Here is a 16,386-nt window from a genome sequence, read left to right on the forward strand (position 1 = left end):
ATTTCACTCCCTGCGAATAAAATAATAAAAAGCAAGCACTTACCGATAAACACCGCGGCTGCTGCAAGCCAAACGGCCGAGGAATCAATCTCGGCCGTCTCTTAACAACCATGTCAAAACACGGTGAACTGACTATTAAATCTCAGGGAGTTCGATGTATCGGGCCTTAATTTGCGGCTGTCAGAAGTCATCCCTCAAAACCCTTAGTGGTGTTTGACAGGGCCTTGTCTTTTCTGCACTGTCCCGCCGTTCCCGATCGAGGAGAAAACGACGTGATCATTGTACTCGGCTCCATCAATATCGACCTCATCGCCAATGCGCCGCGCCTGCCGCAGCCGGGCGAGACGATTGGTGGTACCGCTTTTTCGATGGCGGCCGGCGGCAAGGGCGCCAATCAGGCGCTGGCGGCCTGCCGCGCCGGACGGTCGGTGATGATGGTCGGCGCAACCGGTCGGGATGCATTTGCCGCGCCCGCACTCGAACTGCTGCGCGACGCCGGTGTCGATCTTTCCCGCGTGCGCCAGACAGAAGAACCGACCGGCACCGCCATCATCACCGTTTCCGATGACGGCGAAAATACCATTGTCGTCGTGCCGGGTGCAAACGGTGCGCTGACCGAGGCCGATGCCGAAGCGGCACTTGGCAAGGCGGGCACCGGAGATATTCTCATGCTTCAGCTCGAAATTCCGGCGGCGGTGGTGGAAAAGGCCCTGCATCTTGCCCGCGGAAAAGGCGTTAGGTCACTGCTCAACGTAGCACCGCTGACGGCAGACGCCGCCCGGCTTGCCGCCCTGGCTGATATCGTCATCGCCAACGAAACCGAGTTTGCGCTTCTGGCGGGTGTTGCGACCTTCGATGAAACCGCGCTCATGACCCTCCATGCGAAGACAGGCCAGACCCTGGTGGTGACGCTCGGTGCCGAGGGCGTGGCTGCGGCCAGCAACGGCGCCATCCAGCGCGCTGAAGGGCTGTCGATCAAGCCGGTCGACACTGTGGGAGCCGGCGACACCTTTTCGGGCTATCTGGCCGCCAGCCTCGATGCAGGCATCGCCTTGCCGCAAGCATTGCGCCGGGCCGCCGTCGCGGGATCGCTGGCCTGCCTTGCTGCGGGCGCGCAACCGTCTATCCCACGCGCCGAGGCCGTCGACACTGCTCTCTGAGCGAGACCGGTACATAGTCTTCGTGGGCTAAATCCGCGACGTGCACTTCATAAGCGGTTAACATTTCACGTCATAGTTTATGGGTATCGACGCGGAGCATGCAGGCTCCGTGCCGCTCCATGACGGGGCATTTCCAAAAAAGCTGTAGAACCCTTTAACGGCAATTCCCGGTTGTCGAGGAACCCATGTCCCCAATCCGTCTCAAGTCACTCGCCAGCAAGCTCATTCTTGCCACCGGCTGCGCCATTGCCGGCGTCATGCTGATCTCCAATTCGTTCCTGATCCTCCAGACACGCGACCGCGTACAGCAACTGACGCTGGAACGCGCCGAAGCCGAAGCCAGTTCGATCGCCAACGAACTGAGCGCGAGCACCGGTCAGTTGATCAGCGCAGCGCGCTCCATGGCAGATATCATCGGCAAGACGCATGAAGCGCAGATGCTGGACAGAGCGGGCGTGGTCAAGATCCTCAAGGCCAGCACCGACCAGAACCCGTCCGCCTTCGGAAGCTGGTTCATGGAAGAGCCGCAGGCCTTCGACGGTCGCTCGGACATCAAGGGCGACGACAAGCTGGGCGCCAACAAGGACGGTGCTTTCACACCCTACTGGGCAAAGGACCGCAACGGGCAGTTGACGCTGACCACCTTTACGGCGGACTATCAGGCCGAATGGTACAAGGTTTCCCAGCAGACGAAGAAGGGCTCCGTTACGCCGCCCTACACGACCCAGGACACGGACGTTCCGACGTTGATGACGTCGATTTCCTATCCGGTGATCTCCGGCGGCAAGCTCATCGGCGTCAGCGGCATCGATGTGTCGCTCGCTTCGCTATCGGAACACCTTGCCAAGCTCAAGCCCTTTGGGACAGGCCGCGTCATGCTGGTTTCCGGTGACGGGAAGTGGCTCGTGGCGCCGACCGCAGAGCGGCTGATGAAGGCATATGACGGCGAACACGCCGACCTTCTGAAACAGTCCATCGCCTCCATGAAACCGGTCGATTTCCAGGCGACCGAAGCCAGCGGCAGCGATGAAGGCTACCAGCGCGTCATCCTGCCATTCCAGGTGCCGGACATGCCCACAACCTGGGCCGTGCTGGTCGACGTTCCGAATTCCGCTATCGGCGCATCCGTGAACCAGCAGACCATGATGATGGTGATCAGCGCGGTTGTCGTTCTCGGCGCCGTCATTCTGGCCCTTTACCTCGCCGTGGGCGCCTTCATCCGCCGCCCGATCAACAGTCTTGTCGCCGATGTCGGCCGGCTGGGTGCCGGTGACTACGAACATCCGGTGAGCGGGCAGAACCGGGCCGACGAAATCGGATCGGTGGCGAAAGCCCTTGAAGGCTTCCGTCATACGCTGTCGCAGTCGCGCCGTCTGGAGCAGGAAGCCAATGCCCACCGCCAGGACGCCGAGAACCAGCGCTCGCTTTCGGAGACGGATCGCAACCGTGCCGCCGAACTGCAACGTCACATCGTGGGGATTGTCGGCGAAGGCCTGAGCGCACTGTCGCGCGGCGAGCTTACCTATCGCATCACAGAGGACTTCCCCGGCGAGTATGCCAAGCTGCGCAGTGACTTCAACTCGGCCATCGCCAGCCTTGACGAGACGATCATGACCGTCAACAGCGCAATCCACGGCATCGGCAGTGGAACGGGCGAGATTTCGGTCAGCGTTTCCAACCTGTCGCAGCGCACCGAACAGCAGGCTGCCAGCCTGGAGGAAACCGCAGCTGCGCTCAACGAGATCACCGAGCAGGTGAACTCCAGCGCCGAAAACGCCAAGTCTGCCGCCAAGTCCGTCACGATGACCTGTTCGGATGCGGAGAAGTCGGGGGAAATCGTCCAGCGCGCGATCACTTCGATGCACGCCATCGAAAGCTCTTCGAGCCAGATCGGCCAAATCATCGGCGTGATCGACGAGATTGCCTTCCAGACCAACCTGCTGGCCCTCAACGCCGGTGTCGAAGCTGCCCGCGCCGGTGACGCCGGCAAGGGTTTTGCGGTCGTCGCCCAGGAAGTGCGTCAGCTCGCGCAGCGTTCGGCAGAAGCCGCCAAGGAAATCCGCGCCCTCATCAACGCCTCCTCGACGCAGGTGGCCGATGGCGTCGATCTCGTCGGCAAGGCCGGCACCGCACTGCAAAGCATCGCCTCTCAGGTTCTCCAGATCAGCGGTCTCATTCAGGAAATCTCGCAGTCGGCCAGCGAACAGGCCGTTGGCCTGAAGGAAGTCAATGCGGCCATGAATCAGATGGATCAGGTGACGCAGCACAATGCCGCCATGGTGGAAGAAACCACGGCCGCCTCCATGACGCTGAAGGACGAGGCCGAACGCCTGAGGACGCTGGCCAGCCGCTTCCACATCTCGGGTGGCCAGATGTCGACGGGTCAGGGCTCGGCCTCGGCGGCGCTCCGCGATACGGCCGCGACGATGCGCGCCGCCACCTCGCCCCGCCCGGCACGGGTCGAAGCGCCCGCACCGCGCCCTGCCGTCCGTGCGCCGGCCCGGGCCGCAGCGGCTGCAACGGCCGCTGCCACGGATAGCTGGGAAGAGTTCTAAGCCCGGCATTCAGTTGAACAAGAAGGCCGCCGGCATGCCCGGCGGCCTTTTTCATATACAAATTTCCGCGGCACCGACCCTAAAGCGTGTCGCGCAAAAGTGTGCAGCGGTTTTGCGCCAACGACTTGCGAGAAACCAAAGCTTTAAAGCGCGGTCGTGAAGCTGAAAGATCGCGACGCGCTTTAGGCCGGCTTGCGGACAGATCCGCAGTTGCGCCGAAACACTGAACGACATAAAGATATGCTTATGTCCTTGTGCGCTTGTTTTCCGACTGCGAACTGAATAGAAGCCTTTTACCGTTTCTTTGAGGGGAATCCCGAATGCGTGCCAACTACCTCTTCACCAGCGAGTCCGTCTCCGAGGGTCATCCCGACAAGGTGTGCGACCGCATTTCCGACGAGATCGTTGATCTGGTCTATCGCGAAGCCACCAAGACCGGCATCGATCCCTGGTCGGTTCGCATTGCCTGCGAAACGCTGGCGACGACGAACCGGGTGGTGATTGCCGGCGAAGTGCGCCTGCCGCCGAGCCTAATGAAGAAGGACAAGGACGGCAGGGACGTCATCAACCCCTCGAAGTTCAAGACCGCAGCCCGCAAGGCGATCCGCGACATCGGCTACGAGCAGGACGGGTTCCACTGGAAGACGGCACGCATCGACGTGCTGCTGCACTCCCAGTCTGCCGATATTGCTCAGGGTGTCGACAAGGCCGCCGACCATGACAATGCCGAGGGTGCCGGCGACCAGGGCATCATGTTCGGTTATGCCTGCCGCGAAACCCCGGATCTGATGCCGGCGCCGATCTATTACGCGCACCGCATTCTCCAGCTTCTGGCCTCCGCCCGCAAAAAGGGCGAGGGTGAGGCCGGCAAGCTTGGTCCCGACGCCAAGAGCCAGGTAACCGTTCGCTATGTGGACGGCAAGCCGGCGGAAGTCGTCTCCATCGTGCTCTCCACCCAGCATCTCGACGAAAGCTGGGATTCGGCCAAGGTTCGCTCGGTCGTGGAACCCTACATCCGCGAGGCACTGGGTGACCTGAAAATCGCAGACGACTGCGCCTGGTACATCAACCCCACGGGCAAGTTCGTGATCGGCGGTCCCGATGGCGATGCCGGCCTGACCGGCCGCAAGATCATCGTCGATACCTATGGCGGAGCAGCCCCCCATGGCGGCGGCGCCTTCTCCGGCAAGGACACCACCAAGGTAGACCGTTCAGCGGCCTATGCCGCACGCTATCTCGCCAAGAACGTCGTTGCCACCGGTCTTTCCGATCGCTGCACGATCCAGATTGCCTATGCGATCGGCATTGCCCAGCCGCTGGCGATCTATGTCGACCTGCACGGAACGGGCAAGGGCGTCACGGAAGATCAGGTGGAAGCCGCCATCCGCAAGGTCATGGACCTGTCGCCAACGGGCATCCGCCGTCACCTCGAACTGAACAAGCCGATCTATGCCAAGACGTCTGCCTATGGCCATTTCGGTCGCAAGGCGGGCCGCGATGGCTCGTTCTCCTGGGAACGCCTTGACCTCGTCAAGCCGCTCAAGGAAGCGATCAAGGGCTGAATGAGCCAAGAGGACACCGGCCAGTGAGTGAAGAGATACGAGGCAGCCGCGCGACCGAAGCGTTCTTCGGTCGGCGCAAGGGCAAGGCTTTGCGCGAGCGGCAGGTGGATGTCATGGAACATCTGCTGCCAGCCTTGCGCATCGATCCGAAATCGCCGCCCGTTACCGATCTGGCCGGGCTGTTCCCCCATCCGGTCGAGCGTATCAGGCTGGAAATCGGCTTTGGCGGCGGCGAACATCTCGCCCACCGCGCACAGGAAGAACCGGCGACCGGCTTCATCGGCGTGGAGCCTTTCGTCAATTCCATGGCCAAGCTTCTGGCCAGCGTACGCGATCTCGGCCTGAACAATATCCGCGTCTTTGACGACGATGCGACATTTCTGCTCGACTGGCTGCCCGCGGGCTCCATCGACCAGATCGACCTGCTCTACGCGGACCCCTGGCCGAAGCGCAAGCACTGGAAGCGTCGCTTCGTTTCACAGGTCAATCTCGAGCGTTTTCATCGCGTGCTGAAACCGGGCGGCGTGTTCTGCTTCGCCTCGGACATCGATACCTATGTGAACTGGACGTTACAGCATTGCAGCCGGCATGGCGGCTTTGCCTGGACGGCGCGCAATGCCAGCGACTGGTTGACGCCCTATGCCGGATGGCCGGGCACGCGCTATGAGGCCAAGGCCAAGCGTGAAGGGCGTTCATCCGCCTACCTGACCTTCCGCCGGGTCTGACGATCCGGCCACGCCGAAAATCTGTCGTGAACCCAGGCCCGCCGCCCACCGGCGGGCTTTCCTGTTCAAGCCATCAGGAAAGCGGGAGTTTGCTCAGTGCAGGCTGACCGTCTTGAGGTCGTCTTCCGCAGCCTTGAAGAAGGTGCTGGAACGGTTGTCGGTCAGGAGGATCGGCGTACCATCCGCGCCAAACAGCGCCCAGAGGTCGAGTTCCGGATCAATGGACGGTGCCTCGGGGAAGCATCGCGTTACTTCTTCCGAGCGCATCTTGCGCACATAGGCAACTTCACCCGATCCCAGATGCGCCAGTTGCGAACGGGTCAAACGGGCGTGGGCTTCTTTCAAGAGCATTGCTGTTTCTCCGTGAAACAGAGGGATTCTCGGCTTTCGCCTCAATGCTCAGTCTGGGACGGAAATGTTAATTTTCCGCACTACGACGACGTGTTCGGGACGAATGAGGTCGATCGAAAGAAGGCCGTTGCGCAGGGCCGCACCATGCACCTCGATACCTTCGGCCAGAAGAAAGATACGCTGGAACTGCCGCGCCGCGATGCCGCGATAGATGAACTCCGCTTCCGGGCGCTCCGCCTGCCTTCCCCGCACGATAAGACGGTTTTCTTCCGTCAGGACATCGAGTTCGCCTTCCGAAAAGCCTGCAACCGCCAGTGTGATACGCAGATAGTCGACATTCGTATCCTTCGGGCGCAGGCGCTCGATATTGTAGGGCGGATAGCCGTCATTGCCGCGCATGTTCCGGCGCAAGGTTTCCTCAAGCATGTCAAAGCCGACAAGCAGGGGATGCGAGAACGGACTCATTGTATCTCCAGTCATTTCCCGCCTCATTTTGGGACCAATAAGCAATCGTGAATATACGGAACAGGGGTCCCCTTGCAAGGAACAGACGAACAAAAGCTGGGCCGGTCAGGCTGCGACATCTTGACATGGGCAGGGTCACGGATTCCTATCGGGCACCAAAAGACGACCTGAAGGACATCATGACTGTGCCACAGAAGATCATCATCGATACCGATCCGGGGCAGGACGATGCTGCCGCCATCATGCTGGCGCTGGGCAGTCCGGAGGAGCTTGAAGTTGTCGGCATTTGCGCTGTCGCCGGGAACGTTCCCCTGGCGCTGACGAGCCGCAACGTGCGAATCATCTGCGAACTCGCGGGCCGTCCCGACATGAAGGTTTACGAGGGCGCATCGGCACCTATCGCCCGGCCGCTGGTTACGGCCGAACACGTTCACGGCAAGACCGGCCTGGACGGCACGGAACTCGCAGAGCCGACCATGGGCGTCCAGCCGCAGCATGCAGTGGACTTCATCATCGAAACGATCCTGCGCGAACCCGCCGATACGGTAACGCTCTGCACACTGGGTCCATTGACCAATATCGGTCTGGCGCTGCGCAAGGCGCCGGAGATTGCGCCGCGCGTAAAGCGCCTTGTGATGATGGGCGGCGGCTTTTTCGAGGGGGGCAACATCACGCCTGCGGCCGAGTTCAACATCTACGTCGATCCGGAAGCGGCAGCAATGGTCTTTGCCTCCGGCATACCAATCACCATGATGCCGCTTGACCTCACCCACCGCCTTCTGACCCTCGAACACCGGGTGGCGCGTCTCAAGGCCGTCGGCACGCGCCCTGCGGTGGCCCTTGCGGAAATGCTCGAATTCTTCGAGCGCTTCGATCTGGAGAAATATGGCAGCGACGGCGGCCCGCTGCACGACCCATCGGTCATCGCCTGGCTTATCAGGCCGTCATTGTTTTCCGGCAGGGATTGCAACGTGGAGATCGAAACCCAGTCACCACTGACCCTGGGCATGACCGTCGTCGACTGGTGGGGCGTTTCCGGACGGGCACCCAATGCTTCCGTCATGCGGTTTGCCGACGATCAGGGCTTTTTCGACCTGCTGACGGAACGGGTCGCGCGTCTGTGATCAATCCAGAAAACGTCAAAAGGCCGGAGCGGCGTCTCGCTGCTCCGACCTTTCAAACACAAGCGACCGTGAGGCCGCTGAAATCACCGGATATTACTCGGCATCGCCCTCTTCGGCGAGCGTCTTGACCAGGTCAACGATGCGGCGGCGCACCTTAGGATCGCTGATCTTCACAAAGGCGCGGTTCAACTGCAGGCCTTCGGCTGACGACAGGAAATCAACGACATAATTGGAACTGGCGGCTTCTGCCATGCCATCGGCGCGGGCCGGCGTCTCACCCGGGGCGTCCTCGAAGAAGAAAGATACCGGAACGTTCAGGATGCTGGAAATATTCTGAAGGCGGCTTGCGCCGACACGGTTCGTGCCCTTTTCATATTTCTGAATCTGCTGGAAGGTAATGCCGAGACTTTCGCCAAGCTTTTCCTGGCTCATACCCAGCATCGTGCGACGAAGCCTGATCCTGCTACCGACATGGATATCGATCGGATTCGGCTTTTTCTTGTTCTCAATCATCATGTCGTCCTGATTATTGTTTACACTCGGACACTTGCAGCACCGCCGCACAACCGGACGTAGATCGTCGCCCCGCCCCACAACAAAGCATCAACGTGCCTAGCACCAGAAAGTTCCGGCACTATGCAATTTTAGGGGTTTTCGGTCAATTCTTCAGAGAAACAAAACGTTCCCGCATAAAAACAGCATAAAACAATACTGTCAGGATAATCAACCACAAGTTAAATTTTCGCCACTTTGAGAACGGGCCCGGGCCGGCTTTCATATCCACGGTAGCATCGACTTTTCCTTTAGCACCAAGCGCTAAACCCTCAAGAATTCTCCCTTTTTCGTCAACGACAGCCGAAATGCCGTTGTTGGCCGCGCGAATCAGCGGAAGGCCGGTTTCCACAGCCCGGATCCGGGCCTGCTGGAAATGCTGCCAGGGACCGGGCGTGAGGCCAAACCAGGCGTCGTTGGTGACATTCAGCAGGGCGTTGGCACCCTTTTCCAGACCCTCCATCTCATCCGGAAAGATGATTTCGTAGCAGATGAGCGGGTAGAGCGCCGTACCGTCGGGCAGGGTCAGCAGCGAACGCCGGGAGGCCGCCGTGAAGCCGCCCGGCAGGGCAATCATGTTGTCGATGCCGAACTCCCTCAACAAGCCTTCCATCGGAACATATTCGCCGAACGGCGTCAGATGCACCTTGTCGGAGGCAGCGAGGATCTGTCCGCTGCTGTCGATGACATAGACCGAATTGTAATACCGCGGCGGATAGCCTGCGGCGGCAGCCTCGACACGCACCGCACCCGTCACGAGGATCTGACCATCGTCCAGCGTGTCGGCGATGGCCGCGAGCGCATCGGTATTCTCCGTCAGGATGAAAGGGATCGAGGTTTCCGGCCAGACGATGATATCGGGACGCGGAGAACCCTCTGCCGGCGGCAGGGCGGACAGGCGCAGATGCTCCTTGAAGATCGCCGCGCGGTCGCCGCCTTCGAGCTTTTCCGACTGGTCGATGGCCGGCTGCACCAGACGGACATTGAAGCGCTTGCCGCCCTCAGCCGCCGGCTGGGAAAGGCTCCAGAACCCATAGCCGAACTGCGCGGCCAACAGGACCGCAGCCAGACCGACCCCGGTTTTCAACCCCTTTTTCGTGCCGAAGAGCGCGGGGGCGGCGCAGACGAGTACTGCCAATACCGTCATGCCATGCACCCCGACGATCGCGACAGGTTGCATCATCACCGGAATGGGCATGAAACCGTAGCCGATCGCATTCCAGGGAAAGCCGGTCAGCAGGAAGGCGCGTAACCATTCCGCCAACCCGAATCCGACTGCAAGCGCCCCGATGCGCCCGGCCCCATCCGACCAGAGAAGCCGTGCGACCAGGGCCGCAAACCCGTAATAGACAGCCAGGACAGCCGGCAGCCCCAGCGTGGCCAACGGCAATGCCCAGGCAAATTCATCGGCCTCGAGAAGAAGTGCGTTGCCGAGCCACCAGAGACCCGCGGTGAAATAGCCAAAGCCGAAACACCAGCCAAGGAAGAAGGCAGAAGCGAAGCGGCGCAACCCGCCGCGATTGGCGCTACCCGCCGTTCCATCCAGCAGCCAGACCAGAACGGGAAATGACACGAAAAGAGCGGCGATGAAATTGAGCGGCGGCATGGCGAGCGCCGCCACCGCACCCGCCGCGATGGCCAGCACCATCGGCCGCCACCCCCACAACAGCATGATCCTGCCAGCAAGCCGCTCCAAGCGCATTCCCTTCCGCAAAATCCGGCGTCATCCCAGCCAAGCCGCAAGGCGGAATGCGCACGCAAGGACGCTGCCCTGCACATCGTCAGGGCAGCGAATCACATCACGCAGTCTTGCAAAAAAATGCAACGCTTGTCGTCAGCTCTCGTCGGTCGATGAGCCGGGTTCGGCGTCGACAGGCGCGGGAGTTCCGGATCTGGACGTTCCGTCATCCTTGATGGGACCGCGATGGTGCTGCCTGCGAACCGCCGCCGTCTTCTTGCGGACGATGCGGACACGCTTGATGCGGCGCGGATCAGCATCGAGAATGTGGAACTCGAAGCCCGGAATGGCTTCCACCACCTCGCCACGGGCCGGAATGCGGCCAAGCGCGGAAAAGATCAGGCCGCCGAGCGTGTCGATGTCCTCGACCTGCTCGCGTACGTCGAAATCCGGTCCGAAGGCTTCGGCAATCTCTTCCAGTTCTGCACGGGCATCGGCGACAAAGGTGTCATCCGAAACCCGGACGATCATCGTATCCTCGTCGTCGTGTTCGTCCTCGATGTCGCCGACCACCATTTCCACGATGTCTTCGTGGGAAACGAGACCATCTGTGCCGCCATATTCATCTATGACGACGGCCATCTGTGTGCGGGCGGCCTGCATGCGCTTCAGCAGATCGGATGCGAGCATGGAGGGGGGAACGAAGAGGACCTCGCGAATAAGGCCGGCTTCGGCCACCGATTTATCGAGATCGACGCGGGCGAGATCGAAAACCGGACGCGGCTGGCGTGCCGGCTTCTCGCCGCTTTCCGCCGTCGCCGTCTTCGAACTGCCGCGACGTTTGTTGCGGGCCTGACGGGTGACGTAGGACAGCACGTCGCGGATGTGAACCATGCCGCGCGGATCGTCCAGTGTCTCCCGATAGACCGGCATGCGCGAACGCCCGGAATCCTCGAACAGGACGAGAAGATCACGAATGGTGATGCTCTGCTCGACCGCTTCGATATCGGCGCGCGGCACCATCACGTCCTCGACGCGAACCTCACGGAAATGCAGGATGTTCTGCAGCATCGCGCGCTCTTCGGGCGAAAAGGCAGCACCGATATCGGAATCGGTCAGCAGCGCGTCGGCAATGTTCTCACGGAGTTTCTCACCCTGGGCGGGTCGCACGAGGCGCGCAACGCGCGCCCAGAATGACGGGCGCGCACGCGCCGCCGTCTCGTAACCGTTCGAGGTACTACTACTGCCCTCGTCGGAGGACTGGGTTCCGGTATCGTCTTGAGCCGTACCGGTCGGCCTGGAAGAAAAGTCGCTCATTATACCTGTCTGTCAAACGGGAACCTGTCCCTCATAGGGATCAGATAAGCCAAGCCCCGCCAAAATGCGAGTCTCAAGCCCTTCCATTTCCTCCGCCTCTTCGGCTGTCATGTGATCGTACCCGAAAAGATGCAAAAAGCCATGCACAAGAAGATGGGTCAAATGCTCGTCGAACGTTTTTTCCAGCGCAACCGCTTCCCGCTCCACCGTTTCGCGTGCCACCACGATATCGCCCAGCATGGGACCAGGCATGTCGGAGGGTTGAATGGGCATGGCCGGGAAGGAGAGAACATTGGTCGGCTTGTCCTGCCCGCGCCACTCGGCGTTGATCTCCTGTACGTCCTCGTCACCGGTGAAGAGCAACGAGACCTCGACCGGATGCGCGGGAAAGGGCTGCCCCTCGGTTTCAGCGAGGTAGCGTGCCGCAGCGCCCAGAATGCGCGCCGCAGCAGCCTCCAGAATGGCTTCGTCGGGCCATCCAGCGTCCTCGACGCTTACCTGTATGTCCAGTTCGGGCATTGCCTGTCGCTTATTCCTGCGGTTCGACCGGGGTGTCGTCCTGCACCGCCGGCGCATCGTCGGGACGGGGAACGTAAAGCGCGTCGTAAGCCTGAACGATGCGACCGACCAGCGGATGACGGACCACATCCGTATCCTTGAAGCGGACCACGGAGATACCCTCGACACCCTTGAGCACGTCCAGCGCTTCCACCAGACCGGACTTGACGCCGCGCGGAAGATCCACCTGGCTCGGATCACCGGTGATGATCATCCGGGAATTCTCACCAAGACGGGTCAAGAACATCTTCATCTGCATGGATGTGGTGTTCTGCGCCTCGTCGAGAATGACGGCGGCATTGGCGAGCGTGCGCCCGCGCATGAAGGCCAGCGGTGCGATTTCGATGACGCCGGCGGTGATCGCCCGCTCCACCTTGTCGCCGGGGATCATGTCGTAAAGCGCGTCATAGAGCGGCCGCAGATAGGGATCGACCTTTTCCTTCATGTCGCCCGGCAGGAAGCCTAGACGCTCACCGGCTTCGACGGCGGGACGCGACAGGATGATCTTGTCGACCGCGCCGCGCTCCAGAAGCTGGGCGGCCTGCGCAACGGCCAGATAGGTCTTGCCTGTGCCGGCGGGGCCGACGCCGAAGACCAGTTCCGACCGTTCCAGCGCACGCATATAAGCGTCCTGCGTCGGCGTGCGGGCGGCGATGGTTTTCTTGCGGGTGGAAATCTGCGCCATGGAAAGGCGGGCGCGACGTTCCAGCGTCGGCAGCGTGAGCTGATCGTCGGCAGCCAGCGCCATGCGGATGGCGCCCTCCACATCGGAAAGCTCGACGGAACCCCCGCTCTGCAGGCGGGCATAAAGGAAATCAAGCGCGCGGCGAGCCTGATTGGTCGCGGTCACATCGCCCTTGATTGCAACGGAATTTCCGCGGGGATGGGCGGCGATATTGAGCCGCTGCTCCAGAAGCTTGAGATTTTCATCGAACTGGCCGAAGAGTTGCCCGGCTAACCGGTTATTCTCGAAGGTCAGGACAAAGTGGTTGGCGTCGGTTGCCGCACTTTTGGGTTGGCGCGTGGGGGTGGCTACCAATTCCTGTCCGTTCAAGCGGTCATGCTCCTCTAGTTTGGCCTATGATAGCTCCAACACCATGTCAGCATAAAGACTATTCGGCCCGGTTCCAGTGATTCGCACAGGAATAATGTCACCGATTTCGACGCCCTTTGCATCAACATTTACAGACTGGAGCCAGGGCGAGCGTCCGATAAGCTGTCCGGGGAACCGGCCGGGCTTTTCCAGAAGCAGTGAAACGGTCTTGCCGACACAGGATTGATTGAACGCCGCCTGCTGTTCGATGAGCAGCGACTGCAGGCGTTCCAGCCGCTCGGCCTTCACTTCTTCCGCCACATGGTCGGGCATGTCCGCACCCGGCGTGCCGGGGCGGCTCGAATATTTGAAGGAAAAGGCGGCGGCATATTTCACCGCCCGCACCACGTCCATGGTCGCTTCGAAATCCGCATCCGTCTCGCCGGGGAAGCCGGTGATGAAATCGCCGGACATGGCAATATCGGGGCGAACGCTGCGAATACGATCGATGAGGCGCAGATAGTCATCGGCCGTGTGGCGGCGGTTCATGGCCTTCAGAATGCGGTCGGAACCGGACTGGATCGGCAGATGCAGGTAGGGCATGAGCTTGCGGAGATCGGCATGGGCCTCGATCAGCCGGTCGTCCATATCGCGCGGATGGCTGGTGGTGTAGCGCAGGCGCTCCAGACCCGGAATGTCGGCCAGCCGGTAAAGTAGATCGCCCAGCCCCCACTCCCGCCCGTCGGGACCTTCCGCCCGCCAGGCATTGACGTTCTGGCCCAGCAGCGTCACCTCGCGCACGCCGCCATCGACCAAGCGTTTCGCCTCATCGATGATCTGGGCCAGCGGACGCGAAACCTCGGAACCGCGCGTGTAGGGCACGACGCAGAAGGTGCAGAACTTGTCGCAGCCCTCCTGCACGGTCAGGAAGGCCGTGACGCCGCGGGCACGGGTGCGGGCGGCGTCCGTCTTCGGCAGATGCTCGAACTTGTCCTCAATGGCGTAATCCGTCTCGACCACCCGGTCACCGGCACGGGCACGGCTCAACGCTTCCGGCAGGCGGTGATAGGTCTGCGGGCCGACCACGACATCCACCGCCGGTACACGGCGCATGATTTCCTCGCCTTCAGCCTGCGCCACGCAACCGGCTACGCCGATCATGAATTCGCGGCCCTCACGGTTGCGCGCTGCCTTCAGGTCGCGCAGACGGCCAAGCTGGGAATAGACCTTCTCGGCCGCCTTCTCGCGGATATGACAGGTGTTGAGCAGAACCAGATCGGCCTCGGCCATTTCCTCCGTCTGCACATAGCCATCACGCGCCAGCGCATCGCTCATGCGCGTGGAATCGTAGACATTCATCTGGCAGCCATAGGTCTTGATGAACACCTTGCGGCTGTTTTCGCCATGCGCGGGCGTCGTCTGTTCGGTCATCGGCAAAAGGGTCCGTGGCGCGGGAAAGTTTTGCTTTCCTCTAATCGCTTTCGGGCCGGGATCAAATCAAAAAATCGCGGCGCATGCCGGCAAACCGGGAGTTTCAGCCCGGTTTGCGGCCCCGCAGGCGCTCGGACAGCATGGTGCGGATGGTCTTCGTGACATCGGCGGCCAGCACCTTGCGGTTCGCCTCCGGGCCGAACATGATAGCCTCGGCGAAGTCCACATCGACTTCGAAAGCGCCCGCTTCAAGGATGCCCTTGAGATGCGGCAGAAGGGTGATATCGCCCGGCCAGGCGGCGATCGGGCGGTGAAAGCGACCCATCGGCATGCCCTGCACGCCTGTGTAGGCGATGGAAACCGGCTGCACATGGACGGTGCCGTCCGGCACATGGGCGCGCGCTGTGGCGGCGGCACCGAACAGCGAGGTCTTCACCTCCAGCAGACGGTTGCCGTCGGAGGTCGTGCCTTCGGGAAAAAGGACGACGATTTCGCCACCCTTCAATCGCTCGGCAATCTCGTCCACCTGCTCGCCGGTCTTGGCGCGGGCCTCACGCGCCACGAAAATGGTCTTCTGCAGCTTTGCCAGAATGCCGAAAACCGGCCAGCCCGCCACATCGGTCTTGGCGATGAAGACGACATCGGCCAGCGCGCCGAGCACGAGAATATCCACCCAGGAGGCGTGGTTGGCGATGAGCATCAACGGGCGACGGCGATCCACGCAGCCATGGGTGCGGATTTCAAGCCCGATCAGCCAACAGGCGACGCGATGCCAGAGGCGGGGAATGCGGCGGCGGATTTTCCAGTCGAACCGAAGCCCCAGAAGCTGGAACGGCAGAAGCACCAACGTCACAAAGAGAAGGGAAATTGCGACGAAGGCCGAACGGAGCGCCAGCATGGAACGGGATCAACCCTCGTCCTTGCGGATCGGCACGCCGTACAGCTCGAAACGATGATCGATCAGCCTCAGTCCGTATTCCCGCGCGATGCGCTCCTGAAGCGCCTCGATCTCCGGCGAGTGGAACTCGATCACCTCACCGGTCTTGAGGTTGATGAGGTGGTCGTGATGCTCTTCCGGCACAGTCTCGTAGCGCGAGCGGCCATCGCGAAAATCGTGGCGGGCAATGATGCCGGCATCTTCGAACAGTTTCAGCGTGCGATAGACGGTCGAAATCGAAATACGCGGGTCGACCTTCACCGCACGGCGGTGCAATTCCTCGACATCCGGATGATCATCGGATTCCTCAAGGATGCGGGCAATCACCCGGCGCTGCTCCGTCATACGCATTCCGCGCTCGGTGCAAAGCTCTTCAAGCGTGCTGGAAAGATCGGCCATGCGGCGCCCCCCGTCCGTTCAGGTCTTGAGAAAGGGGTTAGCCAAGATCGCGGCGCATGACAAGCGCCGTCGAGCGTGTCCCGTCCTCTGCCGCGTAATAGGCCGCCCGTTCGCCGACCTTGGCAAAGCCGAGCTTGGCATAAAGTCCGATAGCCGGCGTATTGGCCGAATCGACCTCAAGGAACATTTCGGTAGCGCCGCGCAGATGTGCCTCGCTCATCGCAGCGCGCATCAACCGCCAGCCGAGGCCGGCACGGCCCGCTTTTTCCGCCACGGCAACGGTGAGGATTTCCGCCTCGCCCGCCACTTCACGGGCCAGCACGAAGCCGGCCAGCGGCCGACCATTCCAGGCATTTGTCTGGCGGGCCACGAAGCCGAAAACCGTATCCTGCGAAAACAGGGAGGCGAACTCATCCTCGCTCCAGGGCGCGGGAAAGCGGTCGGCATGCAGCGCGGCAATATCCCCGCAGTCACGACCTTCCATGGGCGCGATATCAAATTCAGGCGCTCCGGTGAAATATTTCAGCATGCTTGTCTCG

Annotated in this window: 16 protein-coding genes; 5 read left to right on the forward strand and 11 right to left on the reverse strand. The window is 61.4% G+C overall.

Annotated features, from left to right (window positions below; all coding sequences use genetic code 11):
• Positions 1 to 272 precede the first annotated feature (272 nt).
• The 4 genes from GGQ66_RS00550 (at position 273) to trmB (ending at position 6,002) form a co-directional block, all read left to right on the forward strand.
• Positions 273 to 1,160, forward strand: a complete 888-nt coding sequence (locus GGQ66_RS00550; protein ID WP_183788334.1) for a ribokinase — start codon at positions 273 to 275, stop codon at positions 1,158 to 1,160.
• A 185-nt stretch (positions 1,161 to 1,345) separates the two neighbouring features.
• On the forward strand, positions 1,346 to 3,715 hold the full coding sequence (locus GGQ66_RS00555; protein ID WP_183788336.1) for a methyl-accepting chemotaxis protein: 2,370 nt from the start codon (positions 1,346 to 1,348) through the stop codon (positions 3,713 to 3,715).
• 320 nt (positions 3,716 to 4,035) lie between these two features.
• Complete coding sequence (metK, locus tag GGQ66_RS00560) at positions 4,036 to 5,277, forward strand: methionine adenosyltransferase (RefSeq protein WP_183788338.1); 1,242 nt, start codon at positions 4,036 to 4,038, stop codon at positions 5,275 to 5,277.
• 23 nt (positions 5,278 to 5,300) lie between these two features.
• On the forward strand, positions 5,301 to 6,002 hold the full coding sequence (gene trmB, locus GGQ66_RS00565) for a tRNA (guanosine(46)-N7)-methyltransferase TrmB (RefSeq protein WP_183788340.1): 702 nt from the start codon (positions 5,301 to 5,303) through the stop codon (positions 6,000 to 6,002).
• 93 nt (positions 6,003 to 6,095) lie between these two features.
• Here the strand turns inward: trmB and GGQ66_RS00570 are convergent, their stop codons facing one another.
• A complete protein-coding gene (locus GGQ66_RS00570; RefSeq protein ID WP_183788342.1) occupies positions 6,096 to 6,353 on the reverse strand; it encodes a BQ00720 family protein in 258 nt (85 codons plus the stop codon).
• A 48-nt stretch (positions 6,354 to 6,401) separates the two neighbouring features.
• Positions 6,402 to 6,818, reverse strand: coding sequence for an Hsp20 family protein (locus GGQ66_RS00575; RefSeq protein ID WP_237358749.1), 417 nt, complete (start codon positions 6,816 to 6,818; stop codon positions 6,402 to 6,404).
• A gap of 179 nt (positions 6,819 to 6,997) precedes the next feature.
• Between GGQ66_RS00575 and GGQ66_RS00580 the strand changes: the two genes are divergently transcribed.
• Positions 6,998 to 7,942 carry a nucleoside hydrolase gene (locus GGQ66_RS00580; protein WP_183788347.1) on the forward strand — a complete coding sequence of 315 codons (945 nt, stop codon included), beginning with the start codon at positions 6,998 to 7,000 and terminating at the stop codon, positions 7,940 to 7,942.
• Positions 7,943 to 8,035: 93 nt separating this feature from the next.
• Here the strand turns inward: GGQ66_RS00580 and GGQ66_RS00585 are convergent, their stop codons facing one another.
• The 9 genes from GGQ66_RS00585 to GGQ66_RS00625 form a co-directional block, all read right to left on the reverse strand.
• Positions 8,036 to 8,455: a helix-turn-helix domain-containing protein gene (locus GGQ66_RS00585; RefSeq protein WP_183788349.1), complete on the reverse strand. Its 420-nt coding sequence runs from the start codon at positions 8,453 to 8,455 to the stop codon at positions 8,036 to 8,038.
• A gap of 145 nt (positions 8,456 to 8,600) precedes the next feature.
• Complete coding sequence (gene lnt, locus GGQ66_RS00590) at positions 8,601 to 10,190, reverse strand: apolipoprotein N-acyltransferase (protein WP_183788351.1); 1,590 nt, start codon at positions 10,188 to 10,190, stop codon at positions 8,601 to 8,603.
• Between the two features lie 138 nt (positions 10,191 to 10,328).
• Positions 10,329 to 11,489 (reverse strand): hemolysin family protein, encoded by a 1,161-nt coding sequence (locus GGQ66_RS00595; RefSeq protein WP_183788353.1) that lies wholly within the window; start codon positions 11,487 to 11,489, stop codon positions 10,329 to 10,331.
• 12 nt (positions 11,490 to 11,501) lie between these two features.
• Entirely contained in the window at positions 11,502 to 12,008 is a 507-nt protein-coding gene (gene ybeY, locus GGQ66_RS00600; protein ID WP_183788361.1) for an rRNA maturation RNase YbeY, read from the reverse strand.
• 10 nt (positions 12,009 to 12,018) lie between these two features.
• Positions 12,019 to 13,101 carry a PhoH family protein gene (locus GGQ66_RS00605; protein WP_183788363.1) on the reverse strand — a complete coding sequence of 361 codons (1,083 nt, stop codon included), beginning with the start codon at positions 13,099 to 13,101 and terminating at the stop codon, positions 12,019 to 12,021.
• A gap of 24 nt (positions 13,102 to 13,125) precedes the next feature.
• Positions 13,126 to 14,511, reverse strand: coding sequence for a tRNA (N6-isopentenyl adenosine(37)-C2)-methylthiotransferase MiaB (gene miaB, locus GGQ66_RS00610; RefSeq protein WP_183788365.1), 1,386 nt, complete (start codon positions 14,509 to 14,511; stop codon positions 13,126 to 13,128).
• Positions 14,512 to 14,614: 103 nt separating this feature from the next.
• Positions 14,615 to 15,409, reverse strand: a complete 795-nt coding sequence (olsA, locus tag GGQ66_RS00615) for a lyso-ornithine lipid O-acyltransferase (protein ID WP_183788367.1) — start codon at positions 15,407 to 15,409, stop codon at positions 14,615 to 14,617.
• Between the two features lie 9 nt (positions 15,410 to 15,418).
• Complete coding sequence (locus GGQ66_RS00620; RefSeq protein WP_183788369.1) at positions 15,419 to 15,847, reverse strand: Fur family transcriptional regulator; 429 nt, start codon at positions 15,845 to 15,847, stop codon at positions 15,419 to 15,421.
• Positions 15,848 to 15,884: 37 nt separating this feature from the next.
• Complete coding sequence (locus tag GGQ66_RS00625) at positions 15,885 to 16,376, reverse strand: GNAT family N-acetyltransferase (protein WP_183788371.1); 492 nt, start codon at positions 16,374 to 16,376, stop codon at positions 15,885 to 15,887.
• Between the last annotated feature and the right edge of the window lie 10 nt (positions 16,377 to 16,386).

Source organism: Allorhizobium borbori, from assembly GCF_014196535.1.
GTDB lineage: Bacteria > Pseudomonadota > Alphaproteobacteria > Rhizobiales > Rhizobiaceae > Ectorhizobium > Ectorhizobium borbori.

Coding starts and splice junctions, on each gene's coding strand:
- GGQ66_RS00620 (WP_183788369.1), bottom strand. CDS start 15,847: ATGGCCGATCTTTCCAGCACGCTTGAAGAGCTTTGCACCGAGCGCGGA.
- metK (WP_183788338.1), top strand. CDS start 4,036: ATGCGTGCCAACTACCTCTTCACCAGCGAGTCCGTCTCCGAGGGTCAT.
- miaB (WP_183788365.1), bottom strand. CDS start 14,511: ATGACCGAACAGACGACGCCCGCGCATGGCGAAAACAGCCGCAAGGTG.
- ybeY (WP_183788361.1), bottom strand. CDS start 12,008: ATGCCCGAACTGGACATACAGGTAAGCGTCGAGGACGCTGGATGGCCC.
- GGQ66_RS00625 (WP_183788371.1), bottom strand. CDS start 16,376: ATGCTGAAATATTTCACCGGAGCGCCTGAATTTGATATCGCGCCCATG.
- GGQ66_RS00595 (WP_183788353.1), bottom strand. CDS start 11,489: ATGAGCGACTTTTCTTCCAGGCCGACCGGTACGGCTCAAGACGATACC.
- GGQ66_RS00580 (WP_183788347.1), top strand. CDS start 6,998: ATGACTGTGCCACAGAAGATCATCATCGATACCGATCCGGGGCAGGAC.
- GGQ66_RS00555 (WP_183788336.1), top strand. CDS start 1,346: ATGTCCCCAATCCGTCTCAAGTCACTCGCCAGCAAGCTCATTCTTGCC.
- GGQ66_RS00570 (WP_183788342.1), bottom strand. CDS start 6,353: ATGCTCTTGAAAGAAGCCCACGCCCGTTTGACCCGTTCGCAACTGGCG.
- GGQ66_RS00575 (WP_237358749.1), bottom strand. CDS start 6,818: ATGAGTCCGTTCTCGCATCCCCTGCTTGTCGGCTTTGACATGCTTGAG.
- olsA (WP_183788367.1), bottom strand. CDS start 15,409: ATGCTGGCGCTCCGTTCGGCCTTCGTCGCAATTTCCCTTCTCTTTGTG.
- GGQ66_RS00585 (WP_183788349.1), bottom strand. CDS start 8,455: ATGATTGAGAACAAGAAAAAGCCGAATCCGATCGATATCCATGTCGGT.